Below are 20331 nucleotides of genomic sequence, written 5' to 3'. Positions count from 1 at the left end.
TCTCATTTTTAATTGCTTATTATTAGCAAGTTAGCCCCTTTTATTGCATATGTTCATTAAAGAATGGAAATGACTATGAAAAAAGGTGGTGTTTTTATGGAATTCAAAAAAATCCGTTTATATTGTGAGGGAAAAACAATGTATCGCACTAATATTCAATCAGTGGCGAATTTCTTTTTGTCGTTAGGTGATGAAACAATTACACATAAAAAGTTGCAGAAACTATGTTACTATTCATATTCTTGGGGTAGAATATTTTTTAATCAGAGTGTATTTAAAAATAACTTCCAAGCGTGGATTCATGGTCCGGTTGATCCTGAGTTATACAGTGAATATAAAGTTCACCGTTGGCATCCTATACCACTTGAAAAAGATTCAGGTGTTAACGATGAGGAAGTAGTCCAACTATTACAAGAAGTATATGACAGTTATGGGCATTTATCTGGGGATCAATTAGAAGCTTTAACACATTCTGAAGAGCCTTGGAGAGAAGCAAGGAACGGATTAGCTCCATATGAACCTTCTAACAATATTCTTAAGGATGAAACGATACGTCAATTTTATCAAAGAATGCATGTGGAAATTCAAGAAGACTAAATGGCAAAGAAAATTAATATACCTAAGGCCAAAGAACCGGATCATCCAGCAGTGAGAAAAAAGTTATATGCTTATTCACAAAATGAAAAGATTAAAGGAATTAATGAGGACTATGTAGTTTTTTCGTGGAAATTTTTTGACAGAGACCACGAACTATTTAATTGCGGTTCTGTTGAAATGGAATGGTTTATAAGTGTATTTGATATCTTGCAACAGATTTCAGGCATGCCGTTTATAGTGTTTAGGCAGCAAAAAAACAAAAGATTAAGAGTTCATCCGCATGACTGGAAAGACACTACTGCAAAATTCGAGATAGATACAACGCTTTTAGAGCAACTCGAAGAAGATAATGCATGCATTCAATTTTCAATATCACAAGCAAAAGGAAGAGTACATGGATTTATGATTGACAATGTATTTTATATTGTATGGCTAGATAGATATCATAATCTGTATCCATCTAAAAATCATGGTGGAATTGAGAAGTATGACTACCCTTTAACCCCTTATGAAGAGTTGGAAGTTGTATTAGATAGTAAAAATATAGAATTAGGTAAACTAAAAAAAGAAATTGACGCATATGAAGAATTGCTTGAAGAATATTAATGCTATAATAACATTTTAAAAGTCTCATTGAAGAGGCTTTTTTATTATGGGGTATTAGTTAATGACATGCACAAAGAAGGATCTACCAACATTTCATCGAATAAGTACATAAAAGGAGAAGAATCCATGCAATATGAAACCCCACCGCACGGCGGTAACTATAAACTTGTAGCAACAAAAAATTATAAAAATGATATCGGACTTGTTGTCTTGTGCCCTGGTCGCAGAGAATACAGCTGGAACAATGTACCTCGCCTTAAAAATGAAGAATTGAGAAAGTACTTATTATCTTTGTCAGAAGGAATTGAAGCTGGTATATATGATGTAGAACTGTTAGATAAAGAATTAGATGGAAAGTGAAGCCCCAAAAGTGAAGCCCCAGTTATGAGGCTTCTTTATTTTAGTCTACTTCAGCTAATACTCTCTCAATAATCTCTTCCTGTAATTCATTTTCCCATTCTGAGTGGTAATCTTCCCGTATCTCCGACATAGCACCACCGCGCCAAATGTTATCCTCATATCCCAACAATTCTTGCGCATCTTCAAAATTTGATAAATGACCTGGTAATTTTTTCATAAGTAAATCCCTCCTTATTTCTATAATCGAAATAGAAGGGAAAAAGGTGGCGCATATTTTTTAAAAAATTTTTAAACAAAAAAAGACTGCTATCACAGCAGTCTACACATAATTTATATCTACAATTTGCTCAAGCATCAGAAAATCAATACCGTTATCCTCAAATATTTCTATGTGATTTCCTACTACATTACGCACAACACATTCAACAGAGAGCATTCGTCGTTGCTCATAATAATTAATCACAACATCTTGACCGCTGTCTATAGATTGCATGACCACTCGCTGAATATCCTCTAACTGATCCTCGCTTAAAATTGGTTTATCTACATCGTTTAGTGATTCCCAATATTCCTCAAGCATCTTACTATGTTCTGGCATCATCATTTTGGATGATTCCCACTTCATTGTCCCGCGATCGTTTATCATATTATCACCCTCCTGTTAAGAACATTTGTTCTATTATATGCATAAGTGGTTTATTTATCAATGTTATTTTTTAGAAACTAAAAAGCTCCTATGATACAAAGGCTTTTCGCTTACTAGGCGGCGTAGTCATTTTAGCGATTACTGGATTCAGAATACCAGTTTCACCAGACCTAATAATATTTATCGCATGATACTTCTTCAATTTCAGAGATTCCTCAACAGTAAATGGCGCTATTTCCTCTTTTAATTCTGAAAATGTTTTCTTGCTGGAAGGATAAATATGATAATGGATCCCTGCTGATTTAATAATCTCTGCTAAATCACGTGGTATCTGTTCAAAAGAGTGGAACATCCATACATATCCTAGTCGCCATTTTCTAGATTCTACAACAGCAGACTTCCAAATTTTTGTTGAACGCAAGTATTGATGTGGCTCGTCAAATAGAACAAAGAAGGGGTGTTGGTTTTTTTCTTCACGCAAAGTCATTGCCAAGTCAATCTTAGTTGATAGCAAATTAACAATAAGATCCACAGCTTCCATGCCTAACTCTGACTTAGGAACATCTATTATAAATGCTTTGCGTTCACTCATTAACTCCACCATGTCTATTGAATCGTCTGAATCCATGCATTCGAATAGGTATTCATCACCTAGAATCGTATCTAATCGATTCATAATAGGGGATAGTATTTGCGCTTTTTTTCCATCTCCCATATTAGAAAAGTCTACTAATGTTGATTTGTGTATGCCTTCATGCATTTTTTCTATTACTTCTTTCCTATACTCATCATCTTCAAAAATACGTATTATTTCTGATAGTTTACCCGTCTGCATAGCCATTACCGATGCTCTAATGTATCGTGCGGTTTGTGCCCCAGCTTCATCTGTTGCAGTGTTGAAAAAGCCTATGATAGTGTTCGCTAATCTGTTTCTAGCCTTTGATGAATGATTTACCTCGCACCAATCAAGTGATATTGGTACTTTCCCTAATTTTATTCTAGTGACTTGATCAGGTGATAATGCAGCTTGAACCTCGTCACCAATTTCTCCCTTTGCAGGGTCAATGGCAAGTGCCCCAAATCCATTATTAACCGATTGAACTACCCAATTAGCTCCAAATCCCTTTGTTTTACCAGATCCCATACCTCCAATAGCAATGTTTGGTAAGCATAATTCATCATGGTTGCTAGTAGGCATATAGATAGTCTGTTTTTTGCCTTTATGCGTAACTTCACCTAATTCTATACCACCTTTTTTAAGCGCATCCGGTACACCTGTTTCACGCCCTGTTACTGTTTCAATGATAGGGTATTCTTCTTGTAATGTTCTTTGCGGAAGCTTGATAAAATGCGCTATTTCGGGCGGTGTTATTATTTGATGTTTCCCGAAAAATAAAGGAACGCGCATACGGTGATTTTTCATGTCGTTTACGAATTTCTTTATTTTATTTGAATGAATGCGATTTTCGACTAATTCATTATCCTGATTTAGTTGCTTAAGAGCCATGTTCAATCCTCTTGCAATCTGACCTCTACGGCGTTCATCTTTCGAATAAACTGTAAATCGTAAAATGAAATCAAAGCCACAATTACTAGGTTTCATGTTAGTTGATTTATGAAATTCTTTATTTCCCCATCGTTTAGGTGGTTTATCTTCAAAATTTGTTCGTTTTTTATCAGCGTCCTTATACCAGTCACCTTCTGCAGCCTGAAAACCGAATTGCAAAAATACTTGATCATCGGCTTTTATAAATCGTGATATTTCCAAAACTTCTTCTAATGGTATCTGTTGCATAGTTTTATCCGTTTTTAATGACATAAAGAAGGGGTTTTTTAGTTTGATGTTGAAGGCAATCGTATTTTCATGTTTGCCTGGAGCAATCTGTTTATCAGTATCTTGAATAGTGACATCTTTCCAAGTCATTTGTGTTTGTTGTTTTATTAAGTCGTTTAGATCATCGTTTGTCGTGATAAATGTTTGGTATGCTTTTGACGTGATATTTGTTTCAAAGAATATTCTGTCTGGATCATGGAGCTTACCATTTTTGAATCGTTCTAATAACTCCTTAAATGTATCGGCTAAAATGTCAGGTAATTGATCTACTTTATTATTTTTCACACCTGCATGTGGGATAATTTGAAACGTCTTATATTTAGTCTGTTTAGCATGGTCTTTGGTGTGTTTAATTAATTTTAATGGAATTGTCTTACCATTTACTTTAGCTTGAAATTTAGGCTTGAATAACGTTTTTTTAATAGTAGGTAATACGATTGGTTGAAATCTTATTTTTAAAGTAGATCCTTGCCATGTCATATCCATTTATAAAACCTCCATTACAGCTTTAAAGCCTTCCATTAATTTTACGGTTATCCCATCCGGGGCTTTGACTGTCTGATATAATGCATAAAATACGCCTCCGATAAACCCAAAAACTAGACCGACGAAAAACTTCATTTTCCCATCACATCCTTTATTGATCCAGAAACTCTGATACCTTCAAAAGCCTCAGTTAGTGCGCCGTTTAAAAGTGTGCCTATGATAGCGACTAGCATTAAAATACTTGGTACCAAAAATACTCCACCAACGACAAGCCCAGTAGCCATTAATGCCTTTTTACCTAATCGTTTTTTAAATCCTAATAGTATGAACCCAGCAAGGGCCATAATTATCCCCAATCCTAATGCAATATCCTGAAAAACATATGTCAATGGTTGCATTTCCTCGTAAAAACTCCCTGCATAAGCGCTTGTTTTTGCAAGAAAGACACCTGATGTAACCCATATAGACATGGCAAACTTTTTAAGTTTATCTGATTTCTTTAATGCGTAAAATTCCTGAAATTGTTCTTTTAATTCCGTGTCATACCAATAATCTCCGTTTAAATTAACAATCATTTTTTGACCTCCTATGCATAATTAAACAAAATATCGTCAATAATACTAAAAAAAGAGAGGTGAATCACATGTTACCGTGGGCATTAATTGCAATTGGCGGAGCGCTTATTACTTTTTCCCAACTTCCACTTTAATGGTTTTTAAATCACGAGCAATAAGTGATTTGGCATAACCAGAAAAATTCTTGATACTTTTGATTTGATCGTAAAGATACTTTTCGTTCGGATTGTCAACATTAAATGATATTGGTTTATTCTTCATTGTAGTCAATTCCAGACCTCCTTAAATGTGATGATATGTAATTGTATGTAATAAAGTGTGCTAATATGCACATTATTTCATCGTTAATGACAAAAAAGCCGCCTATTGCGGCGGCCAAATGTCATATACGGATTTATTTAAAGCGAAAGCAATTTTATATGCTTTATCTAATTGCGGGGCTGCGCCCTTTAAATATGAATTTATTGTATTTCTATGTACACCAGATTTTTTAGCAAGCCAAGTAATAGGTCGTCCATCCAATATAATGGTTAATCGGCACTCCATTTAATCACCTCTATATGGATAATTCGCCTGAAACACTGTTCATTCCTGCATAACACTTCATCTAATTTTGACATAAAAAAAGCCCTTCTGTCGAAAGGGCGCAAATATCTTATGAAGCTGTTGTTTGCCTTCGCTACACTACCAGCGTATGCGCGTTGATAGATAGTTTAGAACCAAAATAAGAAAAAAGGTGTGATTTTATGATTTATTTATTTCTCGGATTAATTCTAGGAGCTGTTTTAGGATATAAAATAAATAACCTGGTAAAGAAATTAAATGCAGGAATTGAGTTTAAGAAATTCGGTTACAACATTTATATAGGGAAAACTAAAAAAGCTCCAGTAGTAAAAATGGATTCCATGCAAAAACTGAAAAAGAAAAATACTGCACCAATGAAATTAGATAAATGTGAAACATGTAACGATGAAGATATGTTTATCGCAGGAACAAAACATTTAATTCCATGTCCGAAATGTAAACGGAATGAGAGTAAATTTAAAAAGTTAATGTGATTGCTTAAAAGTCACAAAAAAGTAACAGATAAAAATATAAGTAATGATAAACCGGTAATAAATCTAAATAAAATATATATAAAAGTCACGAATAGTATAACAAAACGATTCCAAATTAATCACAGGTAATCACTTGTCATATTGACATGATTTGGCGGAAAAACCAATAGCTTTTAACCGCATGAATACTGGTCTTCTGCACAAATTATAGGTAGCACTAATTTGCATCTATTTTGGAGGGGAAAGACTATGCTTACAAGTGAACACGTAGCAGATTTTAAAAATAGGTTAGTTAAAAGACAGTTGGAATTATTTGATCAAATGGAATCTGAAGGAGAATATTCCAGAATTAATCAAGAGCTATCCAATTATGACAATCATCCAGGCGATATGGGTACGGAAATGTTCGATAGAGAACGCGATCAAGCGTTGTCACAGCATGCGGAGGTTGAACTTAAGGAGATCAATGAAGCATTATCAGCTATTGAAGAAGGTACGTATGGTCTATGCCGAACTTGTGGGATTGATATACCTTTAGAGCGATTAGAAGCCATTCCAACAGCAGATCAATGTTTTGCTCATGCAAATAATGCTGGATTTGTGGCATATCGTCCAGTTGAAGAGGATATTTTAACAACGGATCTTCACCAACATACAAATGAAACGCAGACTGGATATGATAGGGAGGATGCATGGCAAGAAGTTGGCAGATATGGATCATCGGACACGCCTTCGGATTTGTACGGGGATCATGGTGATTATGATGACATGTATGTCAATAGTGATGAAAGTGTTGGCATAGTGGATGATACAGAAGGTTTGGGAAGAGCAACATTTGACGGCCATCCGGAAGAATAAAGTGTAAAAGGTTGGAACGCAGTAGTTCCAACCTTTTTACTATTTTAAAGAGGGAGATCCCTCTTTCTAAAAATAATGATAGCTAGTGCATAAAGAATAATCCCTGCAACGCCTAAACTAATACTTATGGGCAGAATGTCGACATTTCCTTCAGCGATGCTTGTAGCATCGAATAAAGAAAATACAGTAAAATAGTGTAGCCAATCAAGTTTATCACTAATTTTTGCCAGCATGTCTACAGCAAAAAAGATAAAGGATAACGCACCTGAAACAGCTAAAGCTCTTTTTTCATCATTCAATAAGCAAGAAAATAAAAAACAGTAGCCACTAACGACAAAAAACAGTAGGTACGTCACAACATTTAATTTAATAAACGATCCTGCAGCAAAGTTGTTCTGCTCAATAAACAAATCTGCGCCAATAACTCCTGTTAAGGTGGTAATTGTAATGATAACTGCAAGGCAAATGAGGATAACAGAAGCCTGTGTGATAGCTATTTTTGTGCGGGAAAGTCCACTCGATAATAGATAAGCCATTGAGCCTCGATCAACTAAACGGGCAATTAGCTGTGTAGCGGTTGTAACGCAAAAGATTAATAAAATAATAATAAACAATAACCCATAGTATTCTCCAGCTACAAAACCACTGAGGCTAGATATTCCAGCATGTAAGCCAAATGCTTTCATATAACCTTCAGGTAAGGTTTCAAACATAGTATCAAACACTTCAGAATCGGCAATATATGGATAAAGCCAAATGATCAAAACTAAATAAAACATCGACCCAATTGTAAAGCTGCTTACTGTTTTCGCATTATTTTTCATCATTGTCACAAAAAGAGAACCATTCATGCTTGATCACCATCCCTGTTGTAGAAATGCATAAAGACGTCCTCCAAGTTTTGGTGATGAATATCAATGCTAGTAATTCCGCATTCACTGATTGAATTTACAAATGATTCATAATCCCCTTGAATAGCTACCTGGATTTGATGGCCATCGATTTGAACGATTTCTAGCGAGCTATTTTGAATTTTTTCGATATCATCACCTGTTTTTACGGTAATTTCGAAAATTTTTCGCTGGAGTGCTTGTAGCTTCCGAATGTCCTCAATGGCAACTAGTTGACCAGCTTTAATAATCCCAACTCGGTCACTGGTTCGGTCGATTTCTGAGAAACTATGGGAGGACATTAAAATTGTTTTCCCTCGTTCTTTTTCTTCTTTCACTAAATCAACAAAAATATTTTGCATTAATGGATCCAATCCGCTAGTAGGTTCATCTAGGATTAGTACCTTTGGATCGTGCATAAATGCAGCAACGATGCCGACTTTTTGTTTCATACCTTTAGACATTTTTCGAATAGGAGTCTTCGCATCAAACTGAAAACGTTCAATTAATTCTTCTTGTCGTTTGATTGGTTTCATTTTCCTCATTCCTGCCAAAAGCCCCAGGAACTCCCGTCCATTCATTCCTTCTAAAAATGCAGTTTCGCCTGGTAGATAACCAACGGATTGTTGAATTTGCGCACTTTTCCCCCAGCAATCCAGCGTGTTAATCGTTGCGCTACCAGAAGTGGGCTTCATGAACCCCATCAGGTGTCGAATAGTCGTTGACTTTCCAGCACCATTTGGCCCTAAAAATCCAAACACTTCGCCATCGGCAACTTCAAATGAAACGTCAAAAATTCCTTTTCCATTAGGGAATTTCTTTGTTAAGCCTTGAATTGAAATTGGCATGATTCACACCATCTTTCTCATATATTATGAAATATTAATAAGTATATATTTCATAATATATGCAAGTCACCTTCATTACAATACATTTTTGAAATATTTCATTTGTTTTCTTTCATAAATTTTAATAAACTGAAAGTGAGGTGAAATGAAATGAACGGTTTTGAACGTCGTAAGCAACAGAAAAAGATTAGCATTCTAGAAGGCGCATTGGCATTATTTATGAAAGTTGGAATCAAAAAAGTTTCAATTGCTGAAATTGCAAGGGAAGCGGATGTCTCTCAGGTTACAATTTATAATTACTTTGGAAGTAAAGACGAATTAACTGATGAGGTAGTTCGCTTTTATATAGAAAAAACGTGGGATGAAACAGAAGAATTACTTAATAGCGAATTAACTTTCCCAAAAAAGATCCAACAACTTATCTTTTCTAAAAAACAAACTGCTGAGGAAATGAATGAAAATTTCTATCAGGAGTTTATGATGGATTATGGGGCTGGGAACAGTTATCTTGAGGAGTTTTATACGAATAAAACATTACCCAAAATGATGGAGTTATTTGATGAAGGGAAAAAAGAAGGATATGTAGATCCATCAATTTCCAATGAATCGATTTTGCTTTATATTCAAATTTTTAAAGAACAAATGCAACGTAAAGACGTCTATTCACAGCTATTGCCACTCACGGAAGACATTACGAAGTTATTTTTTTATGGAATAATAGGGAGTCAAAATAAGTGAAACTTAATTAGAATGAAAGAAAAACTCTTGCCAAAGATCGGACAAGAGTTTTTGATTGCTTATGACCCATTTATTCCACCAAATGGGTTGATTAATTGCATGATTGATGTAAGAACGGATTGCATAATTAAACCAGTTGCAAGAATGTTCAGGATGTAAATCACGATTAATAAGTAAACTGGATCTATTCCAAGTGGCGGCTTTTCTAGTAAGATCAATGTTGGAATAATTAAAATTGCCCCAAGTATACTGACTGAAATGGCTACTATCCCAATAGAATAAAGACTAATTAACGTTAGTATATAACCTGTTGCTAGCAATATCAAAAATGGTATTACGTATCCTCCATATTTAGCAACAGTTGATGGAAAGGAATACTCACTACCAGACAGCTTTAAACCAGCAAAGGTTAAGGCAATGATAACAGAAAATAAAACAATGAATTTAAGAAAAGGCCATAAGAGTCCATCAGTAATCGGTAAAGATTGAGGGGATGGAGCGCCAGGCATACCACCGATATTCCCCATAAACGAATTAAGGAAACTGTCGAGAGTTAGATAATAGCCTAATGAAAATAATAATGAAAGAATTACGATAGATACAATACCTGATAAAAGATCATTTCCATTTGCGCGCTTTGCATCACCTGGCTTCCTTAAAAGCGTAAGAAAAAAATGACCAAAATTAGCGGACGAAACTTTTATTGTTTCAAGTGCTTCATTTGACTGCTTTGGTTCCTCATGGTGTTGTGTGGTATCTTTTGTTTCAGGTACTGTTGATACTTCTGTTTTTTCCTCAGTAACTGCTGATTCATTCTGTGAAATTAATGCTCCACAATTTGTACAAAACTTTCCTTGTTCTGTTTCCTGGTAGCAATTTTGACATTGCATAAGTTCACTTCCTTTTGTATGTAATGATTTGTTATTGGTATATAGACTCTATAATATGTTCGACATTGTTTGCAAAAATCCTTGTATTTACTAGAAAAACTCGCCATTCGCCTCGTCCTTAATAGCGAATGGCGAAGTTTTAATTATACCGGCGTTTCCTTAAAACTTATATACTTTCTTTACGTGTAAAAAAAGGATGACCCACAATGGATCATCCTGCAATCAAATTCCTACTTTTGTCCGCGTTCTACTAATGTCAGTTCAACTGTTTGGGCTTCACCGTCCCGGGAAACTTCTATTTTAACAGTATCGCCAATCTTCGTTTCAGAGTACAAATATTTTCTTAAGTCTAAAATAGACGTTATTTGCTGACCATTAATTTTTGTTATGATATCGAATTGTTGGAGCCCTGCGTCTGCTGCAGGTGATCCTGGTTGAACTTGTGCAATCACCATTCCGCTTTTAATATTTTTCGGTAGTTCGATTTGGCTACGATATTGAGCTGGCACTTGTTGAAGGGATGCAGTGCTAATTCCAATAAATGGACGTGCAACTTCACCTTCATTTTCTAATTGCTTCATGATTGGAATTGCTGCATCAATAGGAATAGCAAATCCAATTCCCTCTACTTCTTTTTTAGCAATTTTCATGGAGTTGATTCCTATTACTTCTCCTTCAGAGTTAACAAGTGCCCCACCGCTATTACCTGGGTTAATTGCTGCATCTGTTTGAATTACCTCTGTAACCCAATCAGGCTGTTTATCTTTGTTTGTATCGATGCTAACTGAACGTTCTTTACCGCTTATAATTCCTTTTGTAACAGAGTTTGCAAAGTTCATGCCAAGTGGGTTACCGATCGCTATTACAGTTTCCCCAACTTTCGCTTCTTCTGAAGAACCTAATTTCGCTACAGTCTCAATTTTCTTCCCATCAATTTGTAGGACGGCTAAATCCGTTAGTGGGTCTGATCCTAGTACTTTAGCTTTAATTCGATCACCATTGTTTAAGACAACTTCTACCTCTTCTGCACCCTCGACCACATGCTGGTTAGTGACAACATAAGCTTTTCCGTCTTCTTTTTTATAAATAATACCGGATCCTGACCCGACTTTCTGACTTGGTGCCCATACATCTTGTTGTTGCAGGTTAGTAATACCAACTACCGCTTCGGATACCTCTTCAATATTGGAAGCTACTTCTGTATTACCTGTAGCTATTGTTTGGGCGATTTCAGGTGTTCCACTATTTTGGGCAGATGTTGAATCTTGACCGTTATTGTTTATGGGAATAAGGTTGTTAGTGAACAATAATACGACAGCAACAGCTGCAACAATTCCGCCTATTAGACCGCCGAACAAAACACCTGCACCTGATCTTTTTGATTTGGATTCCTTTTTCTTTGGTTGAGCGGGTTTAGTTAAACCAGGGTCAGTTTCTTTTCGATCGTACCTAGTTTGAGGTGTATCATCCTTTAGATTTATTTCGTCTATATTATTTCCTTCATGATTGTCATTATACTTATCATTACGTTCCATCAATTGATCACCCTTTTTTGTTTGATTTAGCCTCTGCGCTCATTTATAAAAGCGCTTTGCTTTTCTTTCTATATTCCATATACTACATACTTACTTTGGCATGATTTTGGTAACAATGTGGAAAAAGTATGTAATCTATCTATCATGCTTGCTACAGTTTCTTTTCCTCAAAAGGTCTTTAATCAAACATCTTTGTGAAAGGCTCTTTTCGTAAGTTTTGTTGCTAGCTAATCCTTGCGAAAAATTGTGTCATAACGTACCGCTCCGGAAATACACTTTCGCTAGCATGGCGTCCGACTTTCGCTTCAGGCAGTTGACTCCTGCGGGTCACCGGCTAAAAACGGTCACGTCCTGTGACCAACACCGGTACTAGAACGTCGTGTTCGTCGAAGCAACAGCTGAAGATCCAGCGGAAAGCGACTTTCCGAAGCGGAATCGGAGTTGCCGCACTACCATAGATTGTTGATTTTGTGCCAAAAACAACAATCTTTTTAGAAAACAACCTTGTGAAAAGAGTGTCAAAGAGTGGGTAAATTAAGCATTTCTTTCCATATCATTATGCACAAGTCCCGACTTGTGTAAAAATATAACTATGTATAAAAGATATTCAAAAAGTCACCAAATGATAAACTACGAATTTCTTCGCTTTGCTTGTCTTTCCGGTCCTCATGTAGAAGGAACCTAGAGGAACTTCTACTTAAAAATCGCCCACGTCTGTGGGCAACGTAGAAGTCAGCACATCGCGCGTAAGTCCGGTCCCGGGGACTTCGCCGCCTGGAACTTCTTGTTTCTAATTCGGCAACTTTTTGAACACGCACTTTATAGACAGTGAATGAAAGGGAGGGTTTAATCATGAATAATCATATAGGGGTTGTCGAGGATGACACAAACATCCAAAATATCGTGTCGGCTTATTTAAAAAAAGAGGGTTTTACCATAACCGTATTAGATTCTGCTGAGGATGCCTGGGAGCTATGGGAAACACAACCACCTGATATGTGGATTTTAGACATTATGCTTCCCGGAATGGATGGGTATGATTTTTGTAAGAAAATTCGGGAGGAAAGTGATATTCCTATCATCATTATTTCTGCTAAAGATGAGGAGATTGATAAAATTCTTGGCATCGAATTAGGTGGGGATGATTATTTAACAAAACCTTTTAGTCCTCGTGAGTTGGTTGCACGTGTGAAGCGATTATTTAAACGTTCGAATCCTGTTATACAGGAGGCAGAGCAAGAAAAGGAGAAAATTAAAATAGATGAACTCTTAATAAGAAAAAATGATCGCCGTTTATTTTGGAATGGTCGGGAAATCGAAGTCACAACGAAAGAGTATGAAATGTTACTTTTATTTGCTGAAAATGTAAATCGTGCCTTCTCTAGGGAAGAATTACTGGTTAAAATATGGGGCAATGATTATTTTGGGAGTGACCGAGCGGTTGACGATTTAGTTAAACGGATTCGTAAAAAACTGGATGATATTCAATTAGACACTGTTTGGGGTTATGGATATCGCCTGCGAAGTGAAGAGGAATAGCATGAAGCTCCAATATCAGTTGAATATTGCTTTTACGACATTACTTCTAGTTATCATGTCCGTGACAGGATTTGTGATCTATTCATTAATTCTTGATTTACTAATTCAAGACGAAAAAGCGGAATTAGAGCAAAAAGGTGAACTACTGGTACAAATACTGAATCAGGAAAGCAGACAACCACGTATTGATCAATTTGGTGGGTTTTTACAAGATCAAAATCTGCAGTTAATTTTATATGATCGAATCCAGAATCAAGTTCTAGATTCTACGATGCCTAAACAAATTGTGAATAGTTTTTTGTCCGATAATGATTTTTCAAATTTGGATAAAGAATTATGGGGTTTAGGGAACGATAAGTATGTAACTTCCCGAATTCTTTTTTATCCAGAAAGCACAGGTCTTGAACTGATTTTGTTAACACCTTTAAATGAATTACAAGCCGTTCAGCAGGATTTTATTAAGAAATTGTTTATTGTGTTTGTAATAGGTGCAGTAGCTGCAGTTATTTTAAGTTACTTTTTCACTAACAAGTTAGTTACCCCATTAACTCGTTTAAAGTGGCAACTTAAAAAAGTTGAGAAGCGACAGTTTGATTCGATTGAACCGATAAAAGCAACAGGTGAAATTAAGGAAGTAGAAAAAAGTGTATTTGAAATGGCGAATGAATTGCAACGCTATATGAATTCACAGCAACAATTTTTTCAAAACGCCAGTCATGAATTGAAAACCCCATTAATGACCATTCAAGGATACGCAGAAGGAATTCGTGATGGGATTTTTGATCCAGATGAAAAGGAAAAAGGTTTAGAAGTAATGGTCACCGAGGTGAACAGGCTCAAGAAAATTATTAATGAAATGATTTTACTGGCGAAATTAGATAGTGAACAAACGTCGTATGAACCGGAAACGGTCTACCTGAAGGATATAGTTGATCAGGTATTAGATCGTGCTTTGCCTATTACGAATGAAAAAGAGATTCGAATTTCACATGAAGTTGATGAAACACTAACCATTCATGCGGATGCGGAGAAGTTATTACGTGCTTTATTAAATATAACATTTAATGGGATTCGGCATGCTAAGTCACAAGTTGTAATAAATGTACGACAGATCAACACCATGATTACAATTAGTATTGAGGATGATGGGGAAGGTATTGATAAAGATTTGATTCCACAAATTTTCCACCGTTTCATTAAAGGAAAGCAAGGGGAAACCGGATTAGGCCTTGCTATAGCACGTGCGATAGTAGAACAATCAGGTGGAAATATTACGGTAGGTAGTTCAGTTTTTGGTGGGGCTAAATTTATTGTTGCATTCAAAGAAAAATAAAAAGTTTGAAATTAAGATGAATTGTGCTATACTATTATAGTTTGAGTTATCTGTAATGAAAGAGGAGCGTACTAATATGCAATTAAGAGAAGATATTCGGAACATCGCGATTATCGCCCATGTTGACCATGGTAAAACAACACTTGTGGATCAATTATTAAAATACTCGGGTACTTTTCGTGAAAATGAACAAGTGGATGAACGAGCTATGGATACCAATGATATTGAGCGTGAACGTGGAATTACGATTCTTGCTAAAAACACAGCGATTAAATATAACGATATAGCAATCAATATTTTGGATACTCCAGGACATGCCGACTTTGGCGGAGAAGTGGAGCGTATCATGAAAATGGTTGACGGTGTTTTATTAGTCGTTGATGCATATGAAGGATGCATGCCACAAACTCGATTTGTATTAAAGAAAGCATTAGAACAAAAACTTACTCCTGTAGTAGTTTTAAATAAAATTGACCGCCCAGGTGCTCGTCCAAATGAAGTAATTGATGAAGTACTCGATTTATTCATCGAACTTGGAGCTGATGATGAACAGTTAGAATTCCCAGTTGTTTATGCATCTGCATTAAATGGTACATCTAGCGATGAACCAGAAGAACAAGAAGAGACAATGGATCCTGTTTTTAAAACTATTTTAGAAAATATTCCAGCACCTGTTGATACTTCAGATGAACCATTGCAATTCCAAGTAGCATTGCTTGATTACAATGATTACGTAGGAAGAATTGGTGTAGGTCGTGTATTTCGTGGAACTATGAAAGTAGGCCAACAAGTTTTATTAATGAGAGAAGACGGGTCCCAAAAGTTATCCCGTATTTCGAAATTATTCGGTTTCATTGGTTTAAAACGTATTGAAATTGAAGAAGCAAAAGCAGGAGATATTGTTGCAGTTGCCGGGCTTGAGGATCTCAACGTAGGGGAAACAATTTGCCCACAAGATCATCCGGAAGCATTACCTTTTTTACGTATTGACGAACCAACATTGCAAATGACTTTCCTTGTAAACAATAGTCCGTTTGCAGGTAAAGAGGGTAAATATTTGACGTCAAGAAGAATAGAAGAGCGTTTAATGAAACAGCTAGAAACAGATGTGAGTTTGCGTGTTGATCCAACAGAATCACCAGATGCATGGATTGTTTCAGGTCGTGGAGAATTACACTTATCTATTTTAATCGAAAATATGCGACGTGAAGGCTATGAATTACAGCTTTCTAAGCCACAAGTAATTATCAAAGAAATTGATGGTCAAAAATGTGAGCCAGTTGAGCGTGTACAAGTAGATGTTCCAGAAGACTACACTGGTGGTGTAATGGAGTCACTTGGAGCTCGTAAAGGTGAAATGATTGACATGGTTAACCATGGTAACGGGCAGGTTCGTATCGAATTTAAAGTTCCTTCCCGTGGATTAATTGGTTATGCCACTGAATTTATGTCGCAAACTCGTGGTTATGGTATTCTGAATCATACGTTTGATACGTATGAACCAGTTGTCAAAGGCCAAGTTGGTGGCAGAAGTAAAGGTGTTCTAGTTGGACTTGAGAATGGTAAAGCATCAACTTACGGTATCATGCAACTAGAAGATCGCGGGGTTATTTTTGTTGAGCCAGGTACAGAGTTGTACGCTGGTATGATTGTTGGTGAACACAATCGTGACAATGATTTAACCGTAAATATCACGAAGGAAAAACACTTAACGAACGTTCGTTCAGCAAATAAAGACCAAACCTCTACAATCAGAAAGACAAGAGTCATGTCATTAGAAGAAGCAATCGAGTACTTGAATGACGACGAATATTGTGAGGTTACACCTGAATCGATTCGTTTACGTAAAAAGATCCTAAACAAAAATGAACGTGAAAAGGCATCTAAAAAAACGACTATAGGCTAATAAAAAACCAGTGAGGGAATCTCACTGGTTTTTTATATAATTTGAGGAGAAGAGTCGGGGTTAATCGGCGGTAAATGATCAAATCAGCCGTTATATTATAAAATTGGCGGATAAAATTTAAGGCTGTTTTCGCATAGTTTGTTGCTAATATCACCACAGTTGATATAAAATGCGACGTATGCGCTGGGTTGTTTTCCGCTGCGGACCGTTGCTTTCCGCGGGCACGGCTTCAGCCTCCTTGCCCCGGCAAGGGGTATGCCGACGTTGTCCGCAAAGGACGGTTTTAGTCGGCCCTCATCATTAACCACTCTGCGGGGTCTTCAGACTCGTGCTGTTCCCGCAGGAGTCAACGGTCCTCCGCTCCAAACAACTGCCATAATTTGCTGGCTACCTGTGTGTAATATAAACAATCAAATAAATTGAAATTGTTAAGCTAAACCCTAGTGAAGTGGATTTCCGGAACGGTTGTCCACCCACCAAACAAAGTACATACGTCGCATTCTATAGATTTCGTGTCAAAAACAACAACCTTTTAGAAAACAGCCAAATTTAAAAATGGCTGATATCCTTGTGGATCGGCGGATAAAGGTGCAAAAGAGCGGATATATGGCTTTCGAGTTCTCTCAATGATCATAACTGTGTCAGGAAAAAATAGATTTATTAGATGTTTCTCTAGTAAAAAACTGGGCGGATTGCCCAGTTTTTCTAATGTATAATGCTATGAAAGTTAATCGAAAAGCCCCAAAGTTGATCATTAATCCCGATTCAGTAAAACTTAAGCATGTGGATCAATAAACGCCTGAACAATTTCTCCCCATTTTTCAAATTCAGTTAAGAAACCATCATGACCAAAATTGGTTTGAATATGGTGATAGGAACTGGTTGGCATGACCTCTGTTAAAGCTTTAATATGGTGTGGTTCGTATATTAAGTCATTTTCGAAACTTATGGCTAGTAATGGTCGCTTGAACTTCTTGGATGCTTGTTGCCATCCACCACGGCAGTCACCAATGTCGTGCCCATTCATCGCTCGTAATAAGTAACTATAGCTGTTGGGGTCAAATCGTTGAACTAATTTCTGCCCCTGATAATTCAAATAAGATGACACTTCATATTTGGAATTTACCTTTTCCCGGTTGAATCTGTCTGTAAATAAAGAAGAACTTCGATAGGTCACCATGCCAATCATTCGTGCTATTTCCAATCCTTTAACAGGATCCTGTTTGATCGCGGATAATGCAATATGGTTAAAAGCAATTCCGTAATCAGAGAAGAAAGGGGTCGCTGCTAGAACAATTAGTTTCTCCATTATTGTCGGATAGAGAATACCCCATTCTAGCACTTGCATTCCACCAAGAGACCCACCGATAACCGCTATTAGGTTGTTGATTTCTAACTCCCTCAATGCCTGGTATTGTGCATGCACCATATCACGAATTGTAATGGAAGGAAAAGTTGTTCGATAAACTTCATCTGTTCCGGGATTAAGGGAACCGGGTCCTGTTGAGCCATCACAACCGCCGAGTACATTAAATGTGATTACTTGAAACTTTTCTGTATTAATGTACTTTTGCTTACCAATTAACCCATGCCACCATCCTGGTGATTCGGTTGTACCGACTGTAATATGATTTCCTGTTAGAGCATGACATACTAATATGACCGGTGCATCAATTGGCCCAACACGCTCATATTGTAATGTTACGTCATCGATTACTTCACCAGAAATTAGAGGGAGTGGGCCAATGGATATATTTTCTGTTGTTGAAAAGGTTTTCTGAAATATTTCCATATGACCCCTCCTTCGTTTAAACTTCAACAGGTATATTTAATGGGCTATTTCCCCTTATACGGATTGTTTCATGAAAAGGGTTTTTACCAGAAATAACGGTAATTCCAGCTGCCTCAGCGTTTTCTAATGCTTGATCGGAAACTGCCGGCTCTTCAGCCCAAACTATTTTCACCTGTTTATTAATGAGTTGTTCAATTGTTGTTGGTAAAACCTTTCCATTAAACCAAACTGCATCAATGTCAAACGGAATATCTGCTAGTTGTTTGTAGGAACTTTCCTGTTCTGATTCAGTAATTGGTACAATATAAAAGCCCAATTGCTGTAGTTGCTCTGCACTTCTATTTAGATGGCTCGAAGGATCACCAGAATCAAAAAATGCAATTACTTTCTTACTTACAGCACCCTGATCTCTTTTAAAAGGTGAGCCGACCAACCATTTTACAGTGTCTTCTGTTGTTAGAGGAATCGTTAGGTCTTCATTTGTTGCTTTTGCAATAGCTTGATCTAAATCGGTTAAAATATCTTCTGTTGATTCAATACCAATTGAAAGTCGAATTAATTCTTCAGAAACGCCACTTTTTTCCAAGTCTTCCGCACTTAGTTGTTGGTGTGTTGTTGAAGCTGGGTGAATAATGAGTGATTTCGCATCTCCAACATTTGCCACGTGTGACCAAAGTGTAACGTTGTCGATCAATTTTGTACCTGCTGCGCGACCACCCTTAATCCCAAACGTTATGATAGAGCCATAACCATTTTTAAAGTATTTCTTTGCCAATTCATAAGATGGATGTTCTTTTAGTCCAGGATAGTTAACCCATTCAACTGCTGGATGGTTTTGCAAAAAGTCGGCGACTTCTTTGGCATTTTTGTTATGTCTTTCAATCCGTAAATGCAATGTTTCCAAACCTTGTAAAAGTAAAAACGCATTGTGTGGACTCAAACATGCCCCGATATCGCGCAATAGCTGCACCCGTAATTTTGTTGCAAATGCTGCTGGGCCGATATCCACGTAGCGAATTCCGTGGTAACTTTCATCGGCTTCAATAAATCCAGGGAATTTTTCATTATCAAAGTTAAAACGGCCGCCATCCACAACAATCCCGCCAATCGCGGTACCGTGACCTCCAATCCATTTTGTAGCAGAATGGACGACTATATCAGCTCCCCAAGTTAGTGGCTTGGTGATATAGGGCGTTGCAAATGTGTTATCAATAATAAGTGGAATGTTGTGACTGTGAGCAATCGCTGCAATTTCCTCAACATCGAATACATGTAAGCTAGGATTGGTGATAATTTCTCCAAAAACAGCTTTCGTTTTATCTGTTATTGCTTCTTCGATCTCACCAGGATTAGTGGCATTGACAAACTTAACGTTAATTCCATATCGAGGTAACGTATTAGCAAACAGGTTGTAAGTTCCACCATATAAATTACTATCGGCAATGATTTCATCACCTGCACCAGCAATATTTAAAATTGCGAGTGTTATTGCTGCCATTCCAGATGAAGTCGCTACTGCAGCAACACCATCCTCAAGTAATGCAACACGTTGTTCGAAAACATCAACGGTAGGGTTGCCAATCCGTGAATAAATGTTCCCAGGCTCCTTTAATCCGAATAAGTCTTGTGCATGTTCCGTATCGCGAAATGAATAGGAAGTTGTTTGGTAAATAGGTACAGCCCGAGATCCTGTTGCTGGATCAGGCTCTTGACCACCATGCAGTAGTACAGTTTCTGGATTGTGAAGATTGAAATTTGACATTAATAATTCCTCCTTTTGTAGTTGGCCTATTATTAATGGTCTGGTAGGTTAGAAAGGAGGGAAAACAAAAATCCCCCT

The 20331-nt window shown here is 36.8% G+C and carries 22 protein-coding genes; 9 read left to right on the top strand and 13 right to left on the bottom strand.

Annotated features, from left to right (window positions below; all coding sequences use genetic code 11):
* The first annotated feature begins 96 nt into the window (after window positions 1-96).
* The 3 genes from AC3G7N_RS10135 to AC3G7N_RS10125 all read left to right on the top strand — a co-directional run bounded on the left by AC3G7N_RS10135 (window position 97) and on the right by AC3G7N_RS10125 (window position 1563).
* A complete protein-coding gene (locus AC3G7N_RS10135) occupies window positions 97-597 on the top strand; it encodes a Panacea domain-containing protein (protein ID WP_489422030.1) in 501 nt (166 codons plus the stop codon).
* On the top strand, window positions 598-1203 hold the full coding sequence (locus AC3G7N_RS10130; protein ID WP_489422029.1) for a hypothetical protein: 606 nt from the start codon (window positions 598-600) through the stop codon (window positions 1201-1203).
* A gap of 126 nt (window positions 1204-1329) precedes the next feature.
* Window positions 1330-1563: a hypothetical protein gene (locus AC3G7N_RS10125; protein WP_489422028.1), complete on the top strand. Its 234-nt coding sequence runs from the start codon at window positions 1330-1332 to the stop codon at window positions 1561-1563.
* Window positions 1564-1603: 40 nt separating this feature from the next.
* Here AC3G7N_RS10125 and AC3G7N_RS10120 read toward each other — a convergent pair whose 3' ends face one another.
* The 7 genes from AC3G7N_RS10120 to AC3G7N_RS10090 form a co-directional block, all read right to left on the bottom strand.
* Window positions 1604-1780: a hypothetical protein gene (locus AC3G7N_RS10120; protein ID WP_489422027.1), complete on the bottom strand. Its 177-nt coding sequence runs from the start codon at window positions 1778-1780 to the stop codon at window positions 1604-1606.
* A gap of 102 nt (window positions 1781-1882) precedes the next feature.
* Window positions 1883-2209, bottom strand: coding sequence for a YolD-like family protein (locus AC3G7N_RS10115; protein WP_489422026.1), 327 nt, complete (start codon window positions 2207-2209; stop codon window positions 1883-1885).
* Between the two features lie 88 nt (window positions 2210-2297).
* Window positions 2298-4529: a type IV secretory system conjugative DNA transfer family protein gene (locus tag AC3G7N_RS10110; RefSeq protein ID WP_489422025.1), complete on the bottom strand. Its 2232-nt coding sequence runs from the start codon at window positions 4527-4529 to the stop codon at window positions 2298-2300.
* Window positions 4530-4664, bottom strand: a complete 135-nt coding sequence (locus AC3G7N_RS10105) for a hypothetical protein (RefSeq protein ID WP_489422024.1) — start codon at window positions 4662-4664, stop codon at window positions 4530-4532. It lies immediately after the preceding gene.
* Window positions 4661-5104: a hypothetical protein gene (locus AC3G7N_RS10100; RefSeq protein ID WP_489422023.1), complete on the bottom strand. Its 444-nt coding sequence runs from the start codon at window positions 5102-5104 to the stop codon at window positions 4661-4663. The genes AC3G7N_RS10105 and AC3G7N_RS10100 overlap by 4 nt, the downstream gene beginning before the upstream one ends.
* Window positions 5105-5212: 108 nt before the next feature.
* The gene (locus tag AC3G7N_RS10095; RefSeq protein WP_489422022.1) at window positions 5213-5374 is read right to left on the bottom strand and encodes a hypothetical protein; all 162 of its coding nucleotides are present in this window, start codon (window positions 5372-5374) and stop codon (window positions 5213-5215) included.
* 93 nt (window positions 5375-5467) lie between these two features.
* Window positions 5468-5650: a helix-turn-helix transcriptional regulator gene (locus tag AC3G7N_RS10090; RefSeq protein ID WP_489422021.1), complete on the bottom strand. Its 183-nt coding sequence runs from the start codon at window positions 5648-5650 to the stop codon at window positions 5468-5470.
* Window positions 5651-5850: 200 nt separating this feature from the next.
* On the opposite strand from AC3G7N_RS10090, the gene AC3G7N_RS10085 reads away from it, so the two are divergent.
* A complete protein-coding gene (locus tag AC3G7N_RS10085; protein ID WP_489422020.1) occupies window positions 5851-6162 on the top strand; it encodes a hypothetical protein in 312 nt (103 codons plus the stop codon).
* Window positions 6163-6411: 249 nt separating this feature from the next.
* Window positions 6412-7020 carry a TraR/DksA C4-type zinc finger protein gene (locus AC3G7N_RS10080; protein WP_489422019.1) on the top strand — a complete coding sequence of 203 codons (609 nt, stop codon included), beginning with the start codon at window positions 6412-6414 and terminating at the stop codon, window positions 7018-7020.
* Between the two features lie 44 nt (window positions 7021-7064).
* On the opposite strand, the gene AC3G7N_RS10075 is transcribed toward AC3G7N_RS10080, so the two are convergent.
* Window positions 7065-7847 carry an ABC transporter permease subunit gene (locus tag AC3G7N_RS10075; RefSeq protein WP_489422018.1) on the bottom strand — a complete coding sequence of 261 codons (783 nt, stop codon included), beginning with the start codon at window positions 7845-7847 and terminating at the stop codon, window positions 7065-7067.
* Window positions 7848-7867: 20 nt separating this feature from the next.
* Window positions 7868-8758, bottom strand: coding sequence for an ABC transporter ATP-binding protein (locus AC3G7N_RS10070; protein ID WP_489422017.1), 891 nt, complete (start codon window positions 8756-8758; stop codon window positions 7868-7870).
* Between the two features lie 150 nt (window positions 8759-8908).
* Here AC3G7N_RS10070 and AC3G7N_RS10065 point away from each other — a divergent pair, with 150 nt between their 5' ends.
* Window positions 8909-9496 (top strand): TetR/AcrR family transcriptional regulator, encoded by a 588-nt coding sequence (locus AC3G7N_RS10065; RefSeq protein ID WP_489422016.1) that lies wholly within the window; start codon window positions 8909-8911, stop codon window positions 9494-9496.
* A gap of 59 nt (window positions 9497-9555) precedes the next feature.
* Here the strand turns inward: AC3G7N_RS10065 and AC3G7N_RS10060 are convergent, their stop codons facing one another.
* The gene (locus AC3G7N_RS10060; RefSeq protein ID WP_489422015.1) at window positions 9556-10386 is read right to left on the bottom strand and encodes a zinc ribbon domain-containing protein; all 831 of its coding nucleotides are present in this window, start codon (window positions 10384-10386) and stop codon (window positions 9556-9558) included.
* Between the two features lie 230 nt (window positions 10387-10616).
* Window positions 10617-11921, bottom strand: a complete 1305-nt coding sequence (locus tag AC3G7N_RS10055) for a S1C family serine protease (RefSeq protein ID WP_489422014.1) — start codon at window positions 11919-11921, stop codon at window positions 10617-10619.
* 852 nt (window positions 11922-12773) lie between these two features.
* On the opposite strand from AC3G7N_RS10055, the gene AC3G7N_RS10050 reads away from it, so the two are divergent.
* From AC3G7N_RS10050 to typA, 3 genes are all read left to right on the top strand, one after another.
* Window positions 12774-13460, top strand: a complete 687-nt coding sequence (locus tag AC3G7N_RS10050) for a response regulator transcription factor (RefSeq protein WP_489422013.1) — start codon at window positions 12774-12776, stop codon at window positions 13458-13460.
* A 1-nt stretch (window position 13461) separates the two neighbouring features.
* Window positions 13462-14793 carry a sensor histidine kinase gene (locus AC3G7N_RS10045; protein WP_489422012.1) on the top strand — a complete coding sequence of 444 codons (1332 nt, stop codon included), beginning with the start codon at window positions 13462-13464 and terminating at the stop codon, window positions 14791-14793.
* A 76-nt stretch (window positions 14794-14869) separates the two neighbouring features.
* Complete coding sequence (gene typA / locus AC3G7N_RS10040; protein WP_489422011.1) at window positions 14870-16699, top strand: translational GTPase TypA; 1830 nt, start codon at window positions 14870-14872, stop codon at window positions 16697-16699.
* A 775-nt stretch (window positions 16700-17474) separates the two neighbouring features.
* Here typA and metX read toward each other — a convergent pair.
* On the bottom strand, window positions 17475-18491 hold the full coding sequence (metX, locus tag AC3G7N_RS10035; RefSeq protein WP_489422010.1) for a homoserine O-acetyltransferase MetX: 1017 nt from the start codon (window positions 18489-18491) through the stop codon (window positions 17475-17477).
* 16 nt (window positions 18492-18507) lie between these two features.
* Window positions 18508-20253, bottom strand: coding sequence for a PLP-dependent aspartate aminotransferase family protein (locus AC3G7N_RS10030; RefSeq protein WP_489422009.1), 1746 nt, complete (start codon window positions 20251-20253; stop codon window positions 18508-18510).
* Window positions 20254-20331: the final 78 nt, after the last annotated feature.

It is taken from the genome of Virgibacillus carmonensis (genome assembly GCF_057836705.1).
Note: the sequence above shows the minus strand (reverse complement) of the source record. Positions and strands in the feature narration are given on the sequence as shown.